The sequence below is a fragment of the Promicromonospora sp. NFX87 genome, assembly GCF_048564965.1.
Taxonomy (GTDB): domain Bacteria; phylum Actinomycetota; class Actinomycetes; order Actinomycetales; family Cellulomonadaceae; genus Promicromonospora.
In genome coordinates, this window is sequence record NZ_CP183413.1 from 5,453,052 (window position 1) to 5,472,827 (window position 19,776).

Genomic DNA, 19,776 nt, shown 5'->3' on the forward strand with positions numbered 1-19,776 from the left:
GGTTCCGGCGAGCCTGGTCGAACGGATAGTTGCTGTGCTAGGCCGGGACGGCACGCGTACGTGTGTCACGCACCGCCCCTGCCGATGTAGAAGTCCTTACTTGGCCTTCTCGAGGATCTCCACCAGGCGGAACCGCTTGGTAGCGGACAGCGGGCGGGTCTCCATGATGACGACCAGGTCGCCGATGCCGGCGCTGTTCTGCTCGTCGTGTGCCTTGACCTTGGTCGTGCGACGGATGACCTTGGCGTAGAGGGGGTGCTTGACCCGGTCCTCGACCTCGATCACGATGGTCTTGTCCATCTTGTCGCTGACCACGTAGCCGCGGCGCACCTTACGCGTCGGGCGCTGGGCCACGGGGGCCTCAGGCGTCGTCTTCTCGCTCATTGCCTCACTCACTCACGCTCGGAGCCGTACGGATGCCGAGCTCGCGCTCACGCAGGATCGTGTAGATCCGGGCGATGTCGCGACGGACGGCCTTGAGACGACCGTGGCTCTCGAGCTGGCCGGTCGCCGACTGGAAGCGGAGGTTGAAAAGCTCCTCCTTGGCTTCCTTCAGCTTGGCGACGAGGGTCTCGTCGTCCATGCCATCCAGATCGATGGGGGCAAGCCCCTGCGTACCGATAGCCATATCAGACACCACCCTCGCGCACCACGAAACGGCACTTCATCGGGAGCTTGTGCATCGCGCGGCGCATGGCCTCACGTGCAAGGGACTCGTCAACACCGGCCAGCTCGAAAAGGATCCGGCCGGGCTTGACGTTGGCGACCCACCACTCCGGAGAACCCTTACCGGAACCCATGCGGGTCTCGGCAGGCTTCTTCGTCAGCGGACGGTCCGGGTAGATGTTGATCCACACCTTTCCGCCACGCTTGATGTGGCGAGTCATTGCGATACGCGCCGCCTCGATCTGGCGGTTGGTGACGTACGCCGGCTCCAGAGCCTGGATGCCGAAGTCGCCGAACGCGATCTGGGTGCCACCCTTTGCCGCACCGGAGCGCGACGGGTGGTGCTGCTTGCGGTGCTTGACCCTGCGCGGGATCAGCATGGTCAGGCCTCCGTTCCGGTCTCAGCGGCCGGAGCAGCAGCTGCCTCAGCCGCGGGGGCTGCCTCAGTGCTGCGCTCGGCCGGACGCTCGTTACGACGTCCGCCACCACCGCGACGGTCGCCACCGCGCTCGCCACCGCGCTCGCCACGCTCAGGACGGTCACCACGACCGCGACCCGCGCGGGGTGCGGCAGTGGCCTGCTGAGCGGCGAACTCCTTCTCGGTGACCTCGCCCTTGTAGATCCACACCTTGACGCCGATACGGCCGAAGGTGGTGCGGGCCTCGTAGAAGCCGTAGTCGATGTACGCCCGGAGGGTGTGCAGGGGCACGCGGCCCTCGCGGTAGAACTCCGAACGGCTCATCTCGGCGCCGCCGAGACGGCCGGCGACCTGCACGCGGATACCCTTCGCGCCGGCACGCTGGGCGGACTGCATGCCCTTGCGCATCGCACGACGGAAGGAGACACGGCTGGCGAGCTGCTCGGCAATGCCCTGAGCAACGAGCTGCGCGTCGATCTCCGCGTTCTTGACCTCGAGGATGTTGAGCTGAACCTGCTTGCCCGTGAGCTTCTCGAGCTCACCGCGGATGCGGTCGGCCTCAGCACCTCGGCGACCGATCACGATGCCCGGACGTGCCGTGTGGATGTCCACGCGGACACGGTCGCGGGTGCGCTCGATCTCGACCTTGGAGATACCCGCACGCTCGAGGCCGGTGCCCATGAGCTTGCGGATCTGAACGTCCTCACGGACGTAGTCGCGGTACCGCTGACCAGGCTTGGTGCTGTCGGCGAACCAACGCGACCGGTGGTCAGTCGTAATACCCAGGCGGTACCCGTGCGGGTGAACCTTCTGTCCCACTATCGGGCCCCTTCCTTATCGGCGAGCACCACGGTGATGTGGCTGGTGCGCTTGAGAATGCGCGTAGCACGTCCCTGAGCCCGAGGCCGGAAACGCTTGAGCGTCGGCCCCTCGTCCACGAACGCGGCGGAGACGACCAGGTCGCCCTCGTCGAAGCGCTCGCTCGCGCGGTCGGCCTTCACCCGAGCGTTCGCGATCGCGCTCTCCACGACCTTGCGGATCGGCTCACTGGCGGCCTGCGGTGCGAACTTCAGCACCGCGACGGCCTCAGAGGCCTGCTTGCCACGGATGAGGTCCACGACGCGCCGGGCCTTCTGGGGCGTGACACGGACGAACCGCGCCTGCGCCTTGGCTTCCATTGCTGTCCTGCTTCCTTTTCTCAGACAGTCCAGATCATCGCTGCTGTGTGCGGGGAGAACCCCACGCCTCAGCGGCGACGACCCTTCCTGTCGTCCTTCACGTGGCCGCGGAAGGTCCGCGTGGGAGCGAACTCGCCGAGCTTGTGGCCGACCATCGACTCGGTCACGAAGACCGGGACGTGCTTGCGACCGTCGTGCACGGCAAAGGTGTGACCGAGAAAGTCGGGCGTGACAACCGACCGACGGGACCAGGTCTTGATAACTGTCTTGGTCCCCTTCTCGTTCTGGACGTCCACCTTCTTCTGGAGGTGTCCGTCTACGAAGGGGCCCTTCTTCAGGCTACGAGGCATGTTTCAGGCTCCTATCAGCGCTTCTTGCCGGTACGACGGCGACGGACGATCATCCGGTCGCTCGACTTGTTCGGACGGCGGGTACGACCCTCGGCCTGGCCCCAAGGGCTGACCGGGTGACGTCCGCCGGACGTCTTGCCTTCACCACCACCGTGGGGGTGGTCCACCGGGTTCATGGCGACACCACGGACGGTCGGGCGCTTGCCCTTCCACCGCATGCGGCCGGCCTTGCCCCAGTTGATGTTCGACTGCTCGGCGTTGCCGACCTCGCCGACCGTCGCGCGGCAGCGCAGGTCGACCATCCGGATCTCGCCGGACGGCATGCGCAGCTGCGCATAGGGGCCGTCCTTGGCAACGAGCTGCACCGACGCACCAGCCGAGCGGGCGATCTTCGCACCGCCGCCGGGCCGAAGCTCGATGGCGTGGATGACCGTACCGGTCGGGATGTTGCGCAGCGGCAGGTTGTTGCCGGGCTTGATGTCGGCACCCGCACCGGCCTCGATGCGGTCGCCCTGCGACAGCTTGTTCGGCGCGATGATGTAGCGCTTCTCGCCGTCCGCGTAGTGCAGGAGCGCGATGCGTGCCGTGCGGTTGGGGTCGTACTCGATGTGAGCGACCTTCGCGGGCACGCCGTCCTTGTCGTGACGACGGAAGTCGATGACGCGGTAGGCGCGCTTGTGGCCGCCACCCTTGTGACGCGTCGTGATACGACCGGTGTTGTTACGACCACCGGTCTTGCTCAGCGGGCGGATCAGCGACTTCTCGGGCTGCGAGCGCGTGATCTCGACAAAGTCGGCAACGCTGGAGCCGCGGCGGCCGGGCGTAGTCGGCTTGTACTTACGGATTCCCATGGAAACCTGTCCTCAATCGTCTCTCGTCAGCTCAGCCGACCGGACCGCCGAAGATGTCGATCGTGCCCTCGCGGAGGGTGACGATCGCACGCTTCGTGTCCTTACGCTTGCCGAGGCCAAAACGCGTGCGACGCGTCTTGCCCTTGCGGTTCATCGTGTTCACCGACGCGACCTTGACGCTGAAGACCTTCTCAATAGCGATCTTGATCTCGGTCTTGTTCGCGCTCGGGTCGACGATGAAGGTGTACTTGCCCTCGTCGAGAAGGTTGTAGCTCTTCTCGGAGACGACCGGCGCGATCAGGATGTCGCGCGGGTCCTTCACGGTGACGGTCACTTGGCGGTCTCCTCAGCGGTCTCGGCCTCGGACTCCGTGGCGACAGCCTTCGCGCCCTTGGTCGGGCCCTCGAGGAACGCGCCAAGCGCACCCTCGGTGAAGATGACGTCGTCGGAGATGAGCACGTCATAGGTGTTCAGCTGGTCAGCGACCAGGAGGTGCACCTCGGGAACGTTGCGCAGGGACTTGACCGTGGCCTCGTCGTCGCGCAGCGTCACGACGAGCACGTGGGCACGCGTCGTCAGCTTCGTGATGGTGGCAAGCGCCGTCTTGGTCGAGGGGACACCCTCGATGCCGAAGCCGGAGACGACGTGCACGCGACCCGAACGAGCCCGGTCCGAGAGGGCACCGCGCAGGGCGGCAGCCTTCATCTTCTTCGGGGTGCGCTGGTCGTAGCTGCGCGGCTGCGGGCCGTGGACGACGCCACCGCCGGCAAACTGCGGAGCACGCGTCGAACCCTGACGGGCGCGGCCGGTGCCCTTCTGCTTGTACGGCTTGCGGCCACCACCGCGGACCTCGCCACGAGTCTTCGTGGAGGCGGTCCCCTGGCGGGCGGCTGCGCGCTGCGCAACGACCACCTGGTGGATCAGCGGAATGTTCACGGCGACGTCGAACACCTCAGAAGGGAGCTCGGCGGTGCCGGACTTCTTGCCCTGGGCGTCCAGGACGTCGACAGTCAGAGCGGTCATCGGGTTCACGCTCCCTTCGCGGCGTTACGCACGAGGACGACGCCACCCTTGGGGCCGGGAACCGCGCCCTTGACGAGCAGCAGACCCTTCTCGGCGTCGACCGCGTGAACGGTCAGGTTCTGGGTGGTCTGACGGGCGTTACCCATCCGACCGGCCATCTTCATGCCCTTGAAGACTCGCGACGGCGTCGAAGCGCCACCGATCGAGCCGGGCTTGCGGTGGTTGCGGTGCGCACCGTGCGAGGCACCCACGCCATGGAAGCCGTGACGCTTCATGACGCCGGCGGTGCCCTTGCCCTTGGTGGTACCGACCACGTCGACCAGCGCGCCGGCCTCGAAGGCGTCGGCGGTGATCTCCTGGCCAAGGGTGTACTCGGAGGCGTTCTCGGTGCGGATCTCGGCCACGTGACGGCGCGGCGTGACGCCGGCCTTCTCGAAGTGGCCCTTGAGGGGCTTGGTGACCTTGCGCGGGTCAACCTGCCCGGTCGCGAGCTGCACAGCCGCATAACCGTCTGCGTCTGCGGTGCGGACCTGGGTCACCACATTGGTGCCCACGGCGACAACGGTCACCGGCACGAGGCGGCCTGCCTCGTCCCAGAGCTGCGTCATGCCGAGCTTGGTCCCGAGCAACGCGGTCACGTTCTTCTGCTGGTTGGTCATGATGTCCTCCAGCCTCAGAGCTTGATCTCGATGTTCACGTCCGCCGGCAGGTCGAGTCGCATGAGCGAGTCGACGGCCTTGGGCGTGGGATCGATGATGTCGATGAGCCGCTTGTGCGTACGCATCTCGAAGTGCTCGCGGCTGTCCTTGTACTTGTGAGGCGACCGGATCACAACGAAGACGTTCTTCTCCGTCGGCAGCGGCACCGGACCCACGACCGTCGCACCAGCGCGAGTGACCGTGTCGACGATCTTGCGCGCCGAACTGTCGATCACCTCGTGGTCGTAGGACTTGAGCCGGATGCGGATCTTCTGTCCCGCCATGGCGTCGTCTGACTCTCTCTCTCGAACCGCTACTGTCCGACCCACGCACTCGGGCGTGTCGCATAATGCGGCACAGCCGGGCGCATAACACCATTGCTGGTGCCGGGGCCGTTGGGAAGTGATCTGCGCTGGCTGCAAGCCAGAGCGACCACGACGTTTGCAGAGCCTGCTCGGAACAGTGCCTCCGGAAGACCGAAGGACGTGTGCTCCGCGGGGCGCCTCGTACGTATCGAACAACAGGCGATAAACCCCGCGACCCCTCACCCGGTTTCTCCCCGGGAGGGTGACCGCTCCAGCCTCTGTTGGCCCCGAACGATCCGGGACCAAGGACTGCGGTTCTGCACACTGTTCGACACTTGAAAGAGCGCGCCCTTGACAGGCAACTATGCAATCTTGCCATACGTCTCCGCATGTACCAAACGGAGGACGTGTGACGCGGGCTACTTACGCAACGGGGCCCGGGTGCCGAAGCACCCGGGCCCCATCGTTCAGCTGACTTCCGTCAGATGAGTCTGTGCTCCAAGATCACTTGAGGATCTTGGTGACACGGCCTGAACCGACCGTGCGGCCACCCTCGCGGATGGCGAAGCCCAGGCCCTCCTCCATGGCGATCGGCTGGATCAGCTCGACCGTCATCTCGGTGTTGTCGCCGGGCATGACCATCTCGGTGCCCTCGGGCAGCGTGATGACGCCGGTGACGTCCGTGGTGCGGAAGTAGAACTGCGGGCGGTAGTTCGAGTAGAACGGGTTGTGACGGCCACCCTCGTCCTTGCCCAGGATGTAGACCTGAGCCTCGAAGTTCGTGTGCGGGGTGATCGAACCCGGCTTCACGATGACCTGACCGCGCTCGACGTCCTCGCGCTTGATGCCACGCAGGAGGAGACCGGTGTTGTCGCCGGCCTGCGCCTGGTCCATCTGCTTGTGGAACGTCTCGATACCCGTGACCGTGGTCTTCTGCGGCACGCGGATACCGACGATCTCGACGTCGGAGTTGATGTCGAGCGTGCCACGCTCGACCTTGCCGGTGACGACGGTGCCACGACCGGTGATCGTGAAGACGTCCTCGATCGGCATCAGGAACGGCTTGTCGAGGTCACGCACCGGCTCCGGCACGTTCTCGTCGACGGCGTCCATCAGCTCGACGATCTTCTCGACCCACTCGGCGTCGCCCTCGAGAGCCTTGAGGCCCGAGACGCGGACGACGGGAGCGTTGTCGCCGTCGAACTCCTGCGAGGACAGCAGCTCACGGACCTCCATCTCGACGAGCTCGAGGATCTCCTCGTCGTCGACCATGTCGGACTTGTTGAGCGCCACCATCAGGTACGGCACGCCGACCTGACGGGCGAGCAGAACGTGCTCACGCGTCTGGGCCATCGGGCCGTCGGTCGCGGCAACCACCAGGATCGCGCCGTCCATCTGCGCGGCACCGGTGATCATGTTCTTGATGTAGTCGGCGTGACCCGGAGCGTCGACGTGCGCGTAGTGGCGCTTCGGCGTCTCGTACTCGATGTGCGCGATGTTGATCGTGATACCGCGCTGCTTCTCCTCCGGCGCGGCGTCGATCTCGTCGAAGTTGCGCTGCGTGTTCGCCGGGAGCTCCGGGTACTTGTCCGCAAGCGTCTTCGAGATCGCGGCGGTCAGCGTCGTCTTACCGTGGTCGACGTGACCGATCGTGCCGATGTTGACGTGCGGCTTGGTCCGCTCGAACTTGGCCTTAGCCACTGGGGTCCTCCTGGGACTTGGGTAGATGTTCCGAACGTTGCAGATGCTCGGCCAAGAAGCCTACAACTGCGGGGCGTGCGGTTCTTCCTACAGGTTGGTTGTGCGGGTCGACCTGTGGGGACTCACTCGCCCCGGGTCTTCTTGATGATCTCTTCGGCAACTGCCTTGGGAACCTCGGCGTAGCTGTCGAACTGCATCGAGTACACCGCGCGACCCTGGGTCTTCGACCGGAGGTCACCGATGTAGCCGAACATCTCACTGAGCGGCACCTGGGCGCGAACGACCTTGACGCCGGTCGCGTCCTCCATGGACTGGATCATGCCACGTCGGGAGTTGATGTCGCCGATCACGTCGCCCATGTACTCCTCGGGCGTACGCACCTCGACGGCCATGACCGGCTCGAGCAGGACAGGGTCGGCGCGCTTGACGCCTTCCTTGAAGACCATCGAACCGGCAATCTTGAACGCCATCTCCGAGGAGTCGACGTCGTGGTACGCACCGTCGATCAGCGACGCCTTGACGCCGACGACCGGGAAGCCTGCCAGCACACCCTGCTGCATGGCCGACTGGATACCAGCGTCCACGGACGGGATGTACTCGCGCGGGATACGACCACCGGTGACGGCGTTCTCGAACTCGTAGAGCTCGCCCTCCGTCGTCTCCAGCGGCGAGAAGGTCACCTGGACCTTGGCGAACTGGCCAGAGCCACCGGTCTGCTTCTTGTGCGTGTAGTCGACCTTCTCCGCGGTGCGGCGAATGGTCTCGCGGTAGGCGACCTGCGGCTTACCGACGTTGGCCTCGACCTTGAACTCGCGACGCATACGGTCGACGAGGATGTCGAGGTGGAGCTCGCCCATACCGCCGATGACGGTCTGGCCGGTCTCGTCGTCCAGGCGCACGCGGAAGGTCGGGTCCTCCTGCGCGAGCTTCTGGATGGCGGTCGACAACTTCTCCTGGTCGGCCTTCGTCTTCGGCTCGATGGCCACGTCGATGACGGGCTCCGGGAAGCTCATCGACTCGAGGATGACCTGGTTCTGCGGGTCGCACAGGGTGTCACCGGTGGTGACGTCCTTGAGCCCGATGAACGCGTAGATGTGGCCGGCGTGCGCTTCCTCGACCGGGTTCTCCTTGTTGGAGTGCATCTGGAAGAGCTTCCCGATGCGCTCCTTCTTGCCCTTGGTCGAGTTCTGCACGGCAGCGCCCTGCGCGACCTTGCCCGAGTAGACGCGGACGTAGGTCAGCTTGCCGAAGAACGGGTGCGTGGCGACCTTGAACGCCAGTGCCGAGAACGGCTCCGACTCGTCCGGCCGACGCTCGATGATCTTCTCTGCGTCCTTGACGTCGACACCCTGGACAGCCGGGACGTCGAGCGGGGTCGGCAGGTAGTCGATCACGGCGTCGAGCATGGGCTGGACGCCCTTGTTCTTGAACGCCGAGCCGCACAGGACCGGGAAGGCCGCGGACTTGATGACGAGCTTCCGGATACCGGACTTGATCTCCGGGATCGTCAGCTCCTCGCCACCGAGGAACTTCTCGAGCAGCTCGTCGTCCGCCTCGGCGACAGCCTCGACCAGGTCGGCGCGGTACTGCTGCGCCTTCTCGAGCATGTCGGCCGGGATCTCCTCGACCTCGTACTCCTCACCCATCTTGGTGTCGCCGCGCCACGTGAGCGCCTTCATCTCGATGAGGTCGACAACGCCCTCGAAGTCGTTCTCCGACCCGATCGGGAGCTGGATGACGAGCGGCTTCGCCTTGAGGCGGTTGATGATGGTGTCGACGGTGAAGTAGAAGTCCGCACCGAGCTTGTCCATCTTGTTGACGAAGCAGATGCGGGGGACGTCGTACTTGTCCGCCTGGCGCCAGACCGTCTCCGACTGGGGCTCGACACCCTCCTTGCCGTCGAACACGGCAACGGCACCGTCGAGCACGCGGAGCGAACGCTCCACCTCGACCGTGAAGTCGACGTGACCCGGCGTATCGATGATGTTGATCTGGTTGTTCTTCCAGTAGCAGGTCGTCGCGGCGGACGTGATCGTGATGCCGCGCTCCTGCTCCTGCTCCATCCAGTCCATCGTCGACGCACCGTCGTGCGTCTCACCGATCTTGTAGTTCACACCCGTGTAGAACAGGATGCGCTCGGTCGTCGTGGTCTTTCCGGCATCGATGTGGGCCATGATGCCGATGTTGCGGACCTTGTTCAGGTCGGTCAGCACGTCGAGTGCCACGGTGTCTTACCCCTTGGTCTGAAGATGGGTGGGGGCCGGCGGTCAAGCATCCACCGACGGCCCCGGGGTGACCCGGGGCCGCTCGGAAGCTACTACCAGCGGTAGTGCGCGAAGGCCTTGTTGGAGTCGGCCATCTTGTGCATGTCCTCGCGGCGCTTGACCGCAGCACCGAGACCGTTCGACGCGTCGAGGATCTCGTTCATGAGACGCTCCGTCATCGTCTTCTCGCGACGTGCGCGGGAGAAGTCGGTGAGCCAGCGCAGCGCCAGCGTGGTGGCACGCGTGGGGCGGACGTCGACCGGCACCTGGTACGTGGCGCCACCGACGCGGCGGGAGCGGACCTCGAGCGCGGGGCGGACGTTGTCCAGCGCACGCTTGAGGACCACGACGGGGTCGCCGTCGGTCTTGGAGCGGACACCCTCGAGGGCGCCGTAGACGATCGCCTCAGCGGTCGACTTCTTGCCGTCGAGCAGGACCTTGTTGATCAGCTGCGTGACAACCGGGGACCCGTAGACCGGGTCGACGATGAGCGGCCGCTTCGGGGCCGGACCCTTGCGGGGCATCAGCTCTTCTCCTTCTTGGCGCCGTACTTGCTCCGACCCTGCTTGCGGCCCTTGACACCCTGGGTGTCGAGCGCGCCGCGGACGATCTTGTACCGCACACCCGGGAGGTCCTTCACACGGCCGCCACGCACGAGCACGATGGAGTGCTCCTGCAGGTTGTGGCCGACACCGGGGATGTACGCGGTGACCTCGGTACCGGAGGAGAGCTTCACACGCGCAACCTTGCGGAGCGCCGAGTTCGGCTTCTTGGGGGTGGTGGTGTACACGCGAGTGCACACACCGCGCCGCTGGGGGGAGGCATGAAGGGCCGGCGTCTTGGACGCCGTGACCTTCGAGGTACGCCCCTTGCGGACGAGCTGCTGGATCGTAGGCACTACGTCTCCGTCGTCTTCTTGAGCTTCGGCGACGCCCTGCCGGCGTCCCCGTCGATGGTTTGGCTTGTGCGTGCCGATTGCATGCGACACCCACAGCCCCCACGGGGACTGCTGCGCCACTTACCACCGGCTCGATGGCCCGGCTCCGCCATCGGGGCACGACGTGCCCCGGGAGGTTCTTGCCGGGATGCCCACGCACTCACATCGGCCGCTTCCGAAGCTGCCTCGCGGCGGCCTTCAAGAGGTGCGGCCCGACGGCGCGGGCACGAATTCTAAGAATACCCACGTGTTTACGGGGGGTCAAAACGAATCGGGTGTGAGATGCGCCCGAACACCGCGAGCGAAAACGAGCGAACCTGTCAGAGCCCACCCTTCGTGTCAGACGTGCAGGTCACGGGAGTGACCTGCACGTCTGACACGTCAGCGGGGCTCTGACAGGTTCGCTACGTCGCAGTCAGGATCGGATCAGCGGAAGTCGCCGAGGTCCAGGTCCTCCAGCGGGATCGCCTCGCCCGAGCCCATACCGAGCGTCGGGAAGTCGATCTCGTCGTAGCCGAAGCTCGGGTAGAGCTCGGCCTTGGCCTGCTCGGTGGGCTCGACCTCGACGTTGCGGTAGCGGGGCAGACCCGTACCGGCCGGGATGAGCTTACCGATGATGACGTTCTCCTTGAGGCCCAGCAGCGGGTCACGGCGACCGCTCATCGACGCCTCGGTGAGCACTCGGGTGGTCTCCTGGAAGGAGGCCGCCGAGAGCCACGAGTCGGTGGCGAGCGAAGCCTTCGTGATACCCATCAGCTCCGGACGGCCGGCGGCCGGCTGGCCACCCTCCGACACGGCCTTGCGGTTCGCGTCCTCGAAGCGCATGCGCTCCGCGAGCTCACCGGGCAGCAGCTGCGAGTCACCCGAGTCGAGCACGGTCACGCGACGCAGCATCTGCCGCACGATGACCTCGATGTGCTTGTCGTGGATGTCCACACCCTGGCTGCGGTAGGTCTCCTGGACCTGGTCCACCAGGTGCGTCTGCGTGGCACGCGGGCCGAGGATGCGCAGCACCTTCTTCGGGTCGACAGCACCCTGGACGAGCTGCGTACCCACGGTGACGTGGTCGCCGTCCGCGATCTTGAGGCGCGCACGCTTCGTGACCGGGTACTTGATCTCCTCGCCACCGTCGTCCGGCGTCAGCACGAGGTGACGCGTCCGCTCGGTGTCCTCGATCGTCACGCGACCCGTGTACTCCGCGATCGGCGCCTCACCCTTGGGGGTACGGGCCTCGAAGAGCTCGGTGACACGCGGCAGACCCTGCGTGATGTCCTCAGCGGCAGCCACACCACCGGTGTGGAAGGTACGCATCGTCAGCTGCGTGCCCGGCTCACCGATCGACTGCGCCGCGATGATGCCGACGGCCTCGCCGATGTCCACGAGCAGGCCCGTGGCCAGGGAGCGGCCGTAGCACTTGGCGCAGGTACCGACGCGAGAGGTGCAGGTAAGGACCGAACGGACCTTGACGCTCTCGATGCCCGCCGCGATCACCTTGTCGATGATGACGTCGCCCGCGTCCGAACCGGCGGTCGCGATGACGTTGCCGTCGGCGTCCACCACGTCGGTCGCGAAGGTACGCGAGTAGATGCTGGTCTCGACGCGGTCGTCCGGGACGAGCGAGCCGTCCGGGAGCCGCTCGGCGACCGGCAGCGTGAGGCCGCGCTCGGTACCGCAGTCGTCCTCACGGATGATGACGTCCTGCGACACGTCCACCAGACGACGGGTCAGGTAACCCGAGTCGGCCGTACGGAGGGCCGTGTCGGCCAGACCCTTACGGGCACCGTGCGTCGCGATGAAGTACTCGAGGACGGACAGGCCCTCACGGTAGTTGGACTTGATCGGACGAGGGATGATCTCGCCCTTCGGGTTCGCCACGAGGCCGCGCATACCGGCGATCTGACGGACCTGCATCCAGTTACCACGAGCACCCGAGCCCACCATGCGCATCACGGTGTTCCGCGCGTTGCTCTCGAGCTTCTCCCGCATCACCGAGGCGACCCGGTCGGTTGCCTGCGTCCAGATCTCGATGAGCTCCTGGCGGCGCTCGTCGTCGGTGATCAGACCCTTGTCGAACTGCTGCTGGACCTTGAGGGCCCGAGCCTCGTGCTCGTCGAGGATCGCGGCCTTCTCGGTCGGCGCGGCGACGTCGGAGATGGCGATCGTGACACCGGAACGCGTGGCCCACCGGTAGCCGGCGTCCTTCAGCGCGTCCAGCGCCGCGGCCACCTCCACCTTCGGGTAGCGCTCGGCGAGGTCGTTGACGATCGTGGAGAGGCGCTTCTTGTCGGCGACACCGTTCTCGTACGGGTAGTCGACGGGCAGCGTCTCGTTGAACAGGTACCGGCCGAGGGTGGTGTCGAACAGCAGCTGCTGTCCGGGCTCCCAGCCCTCGGGCGCCTCGAAGTCCTTCAGCGGCGGCACGAGGTCCGACATCAGAAGCTTGATCTTGGCGTTGATGTCCAGCTCACCGCGGTCGAAGGCCATGATGGCCTCGGCCACGGAACCGAACGCACGACCCTCGCCCACGGCGCCCGGACGGTCGCTCGTGAGGTGGTGCAGACCGATGATCATGTCCTGCGAGGGCATGGTCACCGGACGGCCGTCCGACGGCTTGAGGATGTTGTTGCTCGAGAGCATGAGGATGCGGGCCTCGGCCTGCGCCTCGGCGCTCAGCGGCAGGTGCACTGCCATCTGGTCACCGTCGAAGTCGGCGTTGAACGCGCCGCAGACGAGCGGGTGCAGGTGGATGGCCTTGCCCTCGACGAGCTGCGGCTCGAACGCCTGGATGCCCAGACGGTGCAGCGTCGGCGCACGGTTCAGGAGCACGGGGTGCTCCGTGATGACCTCTTCGAGCACGTCCCACACGACCGGGCGCGTGCGCTCGACCATGCGCTTGGCGCTCTTGATGTTCTGCGCGTGGTTGAGCTCCACGAGCCGCTTCATGACGAACGGCTTGAACAGCTCGAGCGCCATCTGCTTGGGCAGACCGCACTGGTGCAGCTTGAGCTGCGGGCCGACGACGATGACCGAACGGCCCGAGTAGTCGACGCGCTTGCCGAGCAGGTTCTGACGGAACCGGCCCTGCTTGCCCTTGAGCATGTCGGAGATCGACTTCAGCGGGCGGTTGCCCGGACCCGTGACCGGACGGCCGCGGCGGCCGTTGTCGAACAGCGAGTCCACGGCCTCCTGGAGCATCCGCTTCTCGTTGTTGACGATGATCTCCGGCGCGCCCAGGTCCAGAAGCCGCTTGAGGCGGTTGTTCCGGTTGATGACGCGGCGGTACAGGTCGTTCAGGTCCGACGTCGCGAACCGGCCACCGTCGAGCTGCACCATCGGGCGCAGGTCCGGCGGGATGACCGGGACGGCGTCGAGCACCATCGCGGTGGGCGAGTTCGTGGTCGTGAGGAACGCGTTCACGACCTTGAGGCGCTTGAGGGCACGGGTCTTGCGCTGGCCCTTGCCGGAGCGGATGGTCTCGCGCAGCGAGTCCGCCTCGGCCTCCAGGTCGAAGTTCTGGAGGCGCTGCTGGATCGCGCTCGCACCCATCGCACCCTCGAAGTAGGTGCCGTAGCGGTCCTGGAGCTGGCGGTACAGCATCTCGTCGCCCTCGAGGTCAGCGACCTTGAGGTTCTTGAACCGGTCCCAGACCTGCTCGAGGCGGTCGAGCTCCTGGTCCGCACGCTTGCGGAGCTGAGCCATCTCGCGCTCGGCGGAGTCGCGCACCTTGCGGCGCGCGTCAGCCTTGGCACCCTCGGCCTCGAGCTCGGCCAGGTCGGCCTCGAGCTTCTGGGCGCGGGTGTTGATGTCGTTGTCCCGGCGGTCGGAGATCTCCTTCTTCTCGAGATCGATCTCGTTCTGCAGGTTCGGCAGGTCTTCCTGGCGGGCCTCGTCGTCGACCGACGTGATCATGTAGGCCGCGAAGTAGATGACCTTCTCGAGGTCCTTCGGCGCCAGGTCCAGCAGGTAGCCCAGGCGGGACGGCACACCCTTGAAGAACCAGATGTGCGTGACGGGCGCGGCGAGCTCGATGTGGCCCATGCGCTCACGGCGCACCTTGGAGCGCGTGACCTCTACGCCACAACGCTCACAGATGATGCCCTTGAAGCGCACGCGCTTGTACTTGCCGCAGTAGCACTCCCAGTCGCGGGTCGGACCGAAGATCTTCTCGCAGAAGAGCCCGTCCTTCTCCGGCTTGAGGGTGCGGTAGTTGATGGTCTCTGGCTTCTTGACCTCACCGTGCGACCAGGCACGGATGTCCTCGGCCGTGGCGAGGCCGATACGCAGCTCGTCGAAGACGTTGACGTCGAGCAAGATGTCCTACTTCCTGAAGTTCTCGAAAATCCTTGGTGTCCAGGTCCGCGCCTGGAGTCCGGGTCCGCGCCCGCTGTGCGGGCGCGGACCGGTGTCAGATCTCGTCGACGCTGGAGGCGGCGTTCGGCCGCCTCGAGAGGTCGATACCGAGCTCCTCAGCGGCGCGGTACACCTCGTCGTCGGACTCCTTCATCTCGATGGAGACACCGTCGCTCGAGAGCACCTCGACGTTCAGGCACAGCGACTGCATCTCCTTGAGGAGCACCTTGAAGGACTCCGGGATGCCCGAGTCGGGGATGTTCTCGCCCTTGACGATCGCCTCGTAGACCTTGACACGGCCCGGGACGTCGTCGGACTTGATGGTGAGCAGCTCCTGGAGCGTGTACGCGGCGCCGTACGCCTCGAGTGCCCAGACCTCCATCTCACCGAACCGCTGACCACCGAACTGCGCCTTACCACCCAGAGGCTGCTGCGTGATCATCGAGTACGGGCCGGTCGAACGCGCGTGGATCTTGTCGTCGACCAGGTGGTGCAGCTTCAGGATGTACATGTAGCCGGTCGACACGGGCTCGGGGAACGGCTCGCCGGAGCGGCCGTCGAAGAGCATCGCCTTGCCGTCGTGGTTGACCATGCGCTGGCCGTCACGGTTGGGCAGGGTAGCCCCGAAGAGACCGCGGAGCGCGACCTCCTCCAGACCGTCGAACACCGGCGTGGCGACGGGGCGGCCCGGAACGCTCGTGTGAGCGACCTCGGGGAGGCTCTGCAGCCACTCCCCGCCCTTGTCGTCGGCCAGGGAGACGTCCCAGCCCTGCTTGGCGATCCACCCGAGGTGGGTCTCCAGCACCTGGCCGACGTTCATCCGGCCCGGCACACCCAGGGGGTTCAGGACGACGTCGACAGGCGTGCCGTCCTCGAGGAACGGCATGTCCTCCTGCGGGAGGATCTTCGAGATGACGCCCTTGTTGCCGTGGCGGCCGGCCAGCTTGTCGCCGACCGTGATCTTGCGGCGCTGCGCGATGTAGACGCGGACCAGCTGGTTCACGCCGGCGGGCAGCTCGTCGCCGTCCTCCCGGTTGAACTCGCGCACCGCGATGACCGTGCCCTGCTCGCCGTGGGGAACCTTGAGCGAGGTGTCGCGCACCTCGCGCGCCTTCTCACCGAAGATCGCACGGAGCAGGCGCTCCTCCGGGGTCAGCTCGGTCTCACCCTTGGGGGTGACCTTGCCGACCAGGATGTCGCCGGCGCCGACCTCGGCACCGATGCGGATCACGCCGCGCTCGTCGAGGTCCGCGAGGACCTCCTCGGAGACGTTCGGGATGTCCCGCGTGATCTCCTCCGGGCCGAGCTTGGTGTCGCGAGCGTCGACCTCGTGCTCCTCGATGTGGATCGAGGAGAGGACGTCGTCCTCCACGAGGCGCTGCGACAGGATGATCGCGTCCTCGTAGTTGTGGCCCTCCCACGACATGAACGCGACCAGCAGGTTGCGGCCGAGCGCGAGCTCGCCCTCGTCCGTGGCCGGGCCGTCGGCGAGCACGGAGCCGACCTCGACCCGCGCGCCCTCGTCGACCAGCACGCGCTGGTTGTAGCTCGTGCCCTGGTTCGAGCGCACGAACTTGTGCACGCGGTACGAGCCCGTCGTGCCGTCGTCGTTCGCCACGAGCACCAGGTCGGCCGAGACCTCGGTGACCACACCGGGCTTGGTCGCCAGGATGACGTCGCCGGCGTCGACCGCCGCACGGCGCTCCATGCCGGTACCGACCACGGGGGCCTCGGACCGGACCAGCGGCACCGCCTGGCGCTGCATGTTGGCACCCATGAGGGCGCGGTTGGCGTCGTCGTGCTCGAGGAACGGGATCAGGGCGGTCGCGACCGACACCATCTGGCGCGGCGAGACGTCCATGTAGTCGACCTCGGCACCCGGGATGTCGTTGGTCTCGCCACCCTTGGTGCGGACGAGCACGCGGTCGAGGACGAACGTGCCGTCCTCGAGCAGCGGCGTGTTCGCCTGCGCGATGATGTAGCGGTCCTCGTCATCGGCCGTCAGGTACTCGATGTTGTCGGTGACCTTGCCGTTCTCGACCTTGCGGTACGGCGTCTCGATGAAGCCGAACGGGTTGATGCGACCGAACGACGCGAGCGAACCGATCAGACCGATGTTCGGACCCTCAGGGGTCTCGATCGGGCACATGCGGCCGTAGTGCGACGGGTGGACGTCACGGACCTCCATGCCGGCGCGGTCGCGGGACAGACCACCCGGGCCCAGCGCGTTCAGACGACGCTTGTGCGTCAGACCGGCCAGCGGGTTGTTCTGGTCCATGAACTGCGACAGCTGCGACGTGCCGAAGAACTCACGGATCGACGCGACGACCGGACGGATGTTGATCAGCGTCTGCGGCGTGATGGCCTCGACGTCCTGCGTGGTCATGCGCTCGCGAACGACGCGCTCCATGCGGGACAGACCCGTGCGCACCTGGTTCTGGATGAGCTCACCCACGGCGCGGATACGACGGTTGCCGAAGTGGTCGATGTCGTCGACCTCGACGCGCACCTCGACCGGCTTGCCGTTGCGCATCCCCGAGAGGATCTGCTTGTCGGCGTGCAGGGCGGCGAGGTACTTGATCGTCGCGACGACGTCGGTCAGCGACAGCGTGGACTCGGCCAGCTGTGCGTCGACACCGAGCTTCTTGTTCGCCTTGTAGCGGCCGACCTTCGCGAGGTCGTAACGCTTCGGGTTGAAGTAGAAGTTCTCGAGCAGCGCGCGACCGGCCTCGACCGTGGGCGGCTCGCCCGGGCGGATCTTGCGGTACAGGTCGACGAGCGCCTCGTCCTCGGTGTGGACGTGGTCCTTCTCGAGGGTGTCCAGCACGGACGGGAACTCGGCGAACTCCTCGCGGATCTCCGCCTCGCTCATGCCGAGGGCCTTGAGCAGCACCGTGACGGACTGCTTGCGCTTGCGGTCGACACGGACGCCGACGGCGTCGCGCTTGTCGATCTCGAACTCGAGCCAGGCGCCACGCGACGGGATGATCTTCGCGGAGAAGACGTCCTTGTCGCTGGTCTTGTCCGGGGTGCGCTCGAAGTAGACGCCCGGCGAACGAACCAGCTGGGAGACGACGACGCGCTCGGTGCCGTTGATGATGAAGGTGCCGCGAGCCGTCATGAGCGGGAAGTCACCCATGAAGACGGTCTGGCTCTTGATCTCACCGGTGGTGTAGTTGACGAACTCCGCGGTGACGAACAGCGGGGCCGCGTAGGTGAAGTCCTTCTCCTTGCACTCGTCCGCCGTGTACTTCGGCGGCTCGAAGCGGTGGTTCGAGAAGGAGAGAGACATCGAGGAGCCGAAGTCCTCGATCGGGGAGATCTCCTCGAAGATCTCCTCGAGGCCCGAAGTTTCCGGGACATCATTACGGCCAGCCGTCTTGGCAATTTCTACCCTGGCCTGCCAGGCTGGGTTACCAAGGAGCCAGTCGAAGCTTTCGGTCTGAAGGCCAAGCAGGTCGGGGACCTCGAGTGGCTCATAGATCTTTGCGAAGGAAACGCGACGGGAAGCGGTACGGTTCGCAATGGCTTCGGCGGACGGAGCTGAAGGGGTGCGCGAGGCAGCCAAGAGGGGTCCTTCCCTGCAGTTCGGGTGAACGCTGTACGCTCTGCGGTGCTGCAGGAAGCTCTGCCGGACTTCACCGGTCGCCGGAGGGCATCCCACAAGAGGGGATGCAACCAGGACTTTCGGGAAGCAGGGGGAGGCGTCGAGGGCACACGCGGGCGCAAAGCGCTAGCATACCTATCTGGTTCTAGTATGTCCAGTCGCCCTACTACGTGCACGCCGAGACCGCAATAATCCTCGAATCGTTGCGGATCCGCACTACCCGGCCCGCACTGCCGCGGCGCTGCGGCTGACGTGGGTGAAAAAGAGAGGCCCGCACCCCGAGGGGTGCGGGCCTCTGCAGTCGGCGGACGGCGCCCGGGACGAGCCCGGGCCGCCGTCACACCAGCCCGAAGGCGGTGGAGCCTGAGGTCACTTGACGGTGACGGTGGCGCCGGCGCCCTCCAGGGCGGCCTTCGCCTTCTCGGCGGCGTCCTTGTCGGCGCCCTCGAGAACCGGCTTCGGTGCGCCGTCGACCAGGTCCTTGGCCTCCTTGAGACCGAGGGACGTGAGCGCGCGCACCTCCTTGATGACCTGGATCTTCTTGTCACCGGCGGCCTCGAGGATGACGTCGAACTCCGTCTTCTCCTCGACGGCCTCGGCGGCGGCGGCCGGGCCGGCAACGGCAGCGGCGACCGGAGCGGCGGCGGTGACGTCGAACTTGTCCTCGAAGGCCTTCACGAAGTCGGACAGCTCGATGAGCGTGAGCTCCTCGAAGGCGGACAGGAGCTCGTCGGTGGAGAGCTTCGCCATGATGGCGTTCCTTTCAGTAGGCGCTTCACGGGCCGGTGCGGCCCGCGAGAAGCAGGGGGTTCTTGTTCTAGCGCTACCGCCTGATCAGGCGGCAGCGCCCTCCGACTCCTGCTTCTGACGCAGGGCATCGATAACGCGAGCGACCTGGGCGGGCTTGGCGGTGAAGGCGTAAGCAGCACGCGTCAGCGTGGCCTTCAGACCGCCGGCCACCTTGGCCAGCAGAACCTCGCGGGACTCGAGGTCCGCGAGCTTCGTGATCTCTGCAGCGGACATCGGGCGGCCGTCGAGCACGCCACCCTTGATGACCAGAGCAGGGTTCGCCTTGGCGAAGTCACGCAGACCCTTCGCAGCCGTGACCGGGTCCCCGGTCACGAATGCGATGGCGGACGGGCCCTTCAGGTCGGCGTCGAGACCCTCGACACCGGCCTCCTTGGCCGCGATCCCCGTCAGCGTGTTCTTCACCACGGCGTAGGTTGCGTTGCCGCTGAGCGACCGACGCAGCTCCTTGAGCTGCGCGACGGTGAGCCCGCGGTACTCGGTCAGCACGGCCGCGTTGGAGTCGCGGAACTTGCCCGCGATCTCTGCGACTGCGGCTGCCTTGTCCGGCCTCGCCATGGCAATCCTTCCGGTGGTGGTACCACCGTCCCCTGGGGCGCATGCCCCGGGCGTGCCCCGGAA

19 protein-coding genes are annotated in these 19,776 nt (G+C 66.2%); all 19 read right to left on the reverse strand.

Annotation, left to right across the window (positions count from 1 at the left end; translation table 11 throughout):
* Nucleotides 1–96: 96 nt before the first annotated feature.
* Nucleotides 97–384: a 30S ribosomal protein S17 gene (gene rpsQ / locus ACNYC2_RS24465; protein WP_419704262.1), complete on the reverse strand. Its 288-nt coding sequence runs from the start codon at nucleotides 382–384 to the stop codon at nucleotides 97–99.
* A 4-nt stretch (nucleotides 385–388) separates the two neighbouring features.
* Entirely contained in the window at nucleotides 389–628 is a 240-nt protein-coding gene (gene rpmC / locus ACNYC2_RS24470; RefSeq protein WP_116673593.1) for a 50S ribosomal protein L29, read from the reverse strand.
* A 1-nt stretch (nucleotide 629) separates the two neighbouring features.
* On the reverse strand, nucleotides 630–1,046 hold the full coding sequence (gene rplP, locus ACNYC2_RS24475; RefSeq protein WP_108492297.1) for a 50S ribosomal protein L16: 417 nt from the start codon (nucleotides 1,044–1,046) through the stop codon (nucleotides 630–632).
* Nucleotides 1,047–1,048: 2 nt separating this feature from the next.
* The gene (gene rpsC, locus ACNYC2_RS24480) at nucleotides 1,049–1,903 is read right to left on the reverse strand and encodes a 30S ribosomal protein S3 (protein ID WP_116673592.1); all 855 of its coding nucleotides are present in this window, start codon (nucleotides 1,901–1,903) and stop codon (nucleotides 1,049–1,051) included.
* Complete coding sequence (rplV, locus tag ACNYC2_RS24485) at nucleotides 1,903–2,262, reverse strand: 50S ribosomal protein L22 (protein WP_116673591.1); 360 nt, start codon at nucleotides 2,260–2,262, stop codon at nucleotides 1,903–1,905. Before rplV ends, rpsC begins: the two co-directional genes overlap by 1 nt.
* 68 nt (nucleotides 2,263–2,330) lie before the next feature.
* Nucleotides 2,331–2,612, reverse strand: coding sequence for a 30S ribosomal protein S19 (gene rpsS / locus ACNYC2_RS24490; RefSeq protein ID WP_253869175.1), 282 nt, complete (start codon nucleotides 2,610–2,612; stop codon nucleotides 2,331–2,333).
* 14 nt (nucleotides 2,613–2,626) lie between these two features.
* Nucleotides 2,627–3,463: a 50S ribosomal protein L2 gene (rplB, locus tag ACNYC2_RS24495; RefSeq protein WP_116673589.1), complete on the reverse strand. Its 837-nt coding sequence runs from the start codon at nucleotides 3,461–3,463 to the stop codon at nucleotides 2,627–2,629.
* 31 nt (nucleotides 3,464–3,494) lie between these two features.
* Entirely contained in the window at nucleotides 3,495–3,797 is a 303-nt protein-coding gene (gene rplW / locus ACNYC2_RS24500) for a 50S ribosomal protein L23 (RefSeq protein WP_357443959.1), read from the reverse strand.
* Nucleotides 3,794–4,486: a 50S ribosomal protein L4 gene (rplD, locus tag ACNYC2_RS24505; protein WP_419704263.1), complete on the reverse strand. Its 693-nt coding sequence runs from the start codon at nucleotides 4,484–4,486 to the stop codon at nucleotides 3,794–3,796. Before rplD ends, rplW begins: the two co-directional genes overlap by 4 nt.
* Nucleotides 4,487–4,491: 5 nt before the next feature.
* Nucleotides 4,492–5,145 (reverse strand): 50S ribosomal protein L3, encoded by a 654-nt coding sequence (rplC, locus tag ACNYC2_RS24510; protein WP_357443963.1) that lies wholly within the window; start codon nucleotides 5,143–5,145, stop codon nucleotides 4,492–4,494.
* Nucleotides 5,146–5,159: 14 nt separating this feature from the next.
* Nucleotides 5,160–5,468 carry a 30S ribosomal protein S10 gene (rpsJ, locus tag ACNYC2_RS24515; RefSeq protein WP_019146773.1) on the reverse strand — a complete coding sequence of 103 codons (309 nt, stop codon included), beginning with the start codon at nucleotides 5,466–5,468 and terminating at the stop codon, nucleotides 5,160–5,162.
* A 525-nt stretch (nucleotides 5,469–5,993) separates the two neighbouring features.
* The gene (gene tuf / locus ACNYC2_RS24520) at nucleotides 5,994–7,190 is read right to left on the reverse strand and encodes an elongation factor Tu (RefSeq protein ID WP_357510383.1); all 1,197 of its coding nucleotides are present in this window, start codon (nucleotides 7,188–7,190) and stop codon (nucleotides 5,994–5,996) included.
* A 122-nt stretch (nucleotides 7,191–7,312) separates the two neighbouring features.
* Nucleotides 7,313–9,415, reverse strand: coding sequence for an elongation factor G (gene fusA, locus ACNYC2_RS24525; protein ID WP_419704264.1), 2,103 nt, complete (start codon nucleotides 9,413–9,415; stop codon nucleotides 7,313–7,315).
* 92 nt (nucleotides 9,416–9,507) lie between these two features.
* Nucleotides 9,508–9,978 (reverse strand): 30S ribosomal protein S7, encoded by a 471-nt coding sequence (gene rpsG, locus ACNYC2_RS24530; RefSeq protein ID WP_182620558.1) that lies wholly within the window; start codon nucleotides 9,976–9,978, stop codon nucleotides 9,508–9,510.
* Nucleotides 9,978–10,352, reverse strand: a complete 375-nt coding sequence (rpsL, locus tag ACNYC2_RS24535) for a 30S ribosomal protein S12 (RefSeq protein WP_108492305.1) — start codon at nucleotides 10,350–10,352, stop codon at nucleotides 9,978–9,980. Before rpsL ends, rpsG begins: the two co-directional genes overlap by 1 nt.
* A 465-nt stretch (nucleotides 10,353–10,817) precedes the next feature.
* Nucleotides 10,818–14,702 (reverse strand): DNA-directed RNA polymerase subunit beta', encoded by a 3,885-nt coding sequence (locus ACNYC2_RS24540; protein ID WP_419704265.1) that lies wholly within the window; start codon nucleotides 14,700–14,702, stop codon nucleotides 10,818–10,820.
* A 94-nt stretch (nucleotides 14,703–14,796) separates the two neighbouring features.
* On the reverse strand, nucleotides 14,797–18,309 hold the full coding sequence (rpoB, locus tag ACNYC2_RS24545) for a DNA-directed RNA polymerase subunit beta (protein WP_357510377.1): 3,513 nt from the start codon (nucleotides 18,307–18,309) through the stop codon (nucleotides 14,797–14,799).
* Between the two features lie 408 nt (nucleotides 18,310–18,717).
* Complete coding sequence (gene rplL / locus ACNYC2_RS24550) at nucleotides 18,718–19,098, reverse strand: 50S ribosomal protein L7/L12 (RefSeq protein WP_419704266.1); 381 nt, start codon at nucleotides 19,096–19,098, stop codon at nucleotides 18,718–18,720.
* Between the two features lie 84 nt (nucleotides 19,099–19,182).
* Nucleotides 19,183–19,713, reverse strand: coding sequence for a 50S ribosomal protein L10 (rplJ, locus tag ACNYC2_RS24555; RefSeq protein ID WP_357443978.1), 531 nt, complete (start codon nucleotides 19,711–19,713; stop codon nucleotides 19,183–19,185).
* Between the last annotated feature and the right edge of the window lie 63 nt (nucleotides 19,714–19,776).

What these genes read in the sequence shown, in the direction of transcription:
- rpsQ (WP_419704262.1), bottom strand. Translation starts at nt 384, where the DNA reads ATGAGCGAGAAGACGACGCCTGAGGCCCCCGTGGCCCAGCGCCCGACG.
- rpmC (WP_116673593.1), bottom strand. Translation starts at nt 628, where the DNA reads ATGGCTATCGGTACGCAGGGGCTTGCCCCCATCGATCTGGATGGCATG.
- rplP (WP_108492297.1), bottom strand. Translation starts at nt 1,046, where the DNA reads ATGCTGATCCCGCGCAGGGTCAAGCACCGCAAGCAGCACCACCCGTCG.
- rplV (WP_116673591.1), bottom strand. Translation starts at nt 2,262, where the DNA reads ATGGAAGCCAAGGCGCAGGCGCGGTTCGTCCGTGTCACGCCCCAGAAG.
- rpsS (WP_253869175.1), bottom strand. Translation starts at nt 2,612, where the DNA reads ATGCCTCGTAGCCTGAAGAAGGGCCCCTTCGTAGACGGACACCTCCAG.
- rplB (WP_116673589.1), bottom strand. Translation starts at nt 3,463, where the DNA reads ATGGGAATCCGTAAGTACAAGCCGACTACGCCCGGCCGCCGCGGCTCC.
- rplD (WP_419704263.1), bottom strand. Translation starts at nt 4,486, where the DNA reads ATGACCGCTCTGACTGTCGACGTCCTGGACGCCCAGGGCAAGAAGTCC.
- rplC (WP_357443963.1), bottom strand. Translation starts at nt 5,145, where the DNA reads ATGACCAACCAGCAGAAGAACGTGACCGCGTTGCTCGGGACCAAGCTC.
- rpsJ (WP_019146773.1), bottom strand. Translation starts at nt 5,468, where the DNA reads ATGGCGGGACAGAAGATCCGCATCCGGCTCAAGTCCTACGACCACGAG.
- rpsG (WP_182620558.1), bottom strand. Translation starts at nt 9,978, where the DNA reads ATGCCCCGCAAGGGTCCGGCCCCGAAGCGGCCGCTCATCGTCGACCCG.
- rplL (WP_419704266.1), bottom strand. Translation starts at nt 19,098, where the DNA reads ATGGCGAAGCTCTCCACCGACGAGCTCCTGTCCGCCTTCGAGGAGCTC.
- rplJ (WP_357443978.1), bottom strand. Translation starts at nt 19,713, where the DNA reads ATGGCGAGGCCGGACAAGGCAGCCGCAGTCGCAGAGATCGCGGGCAAG.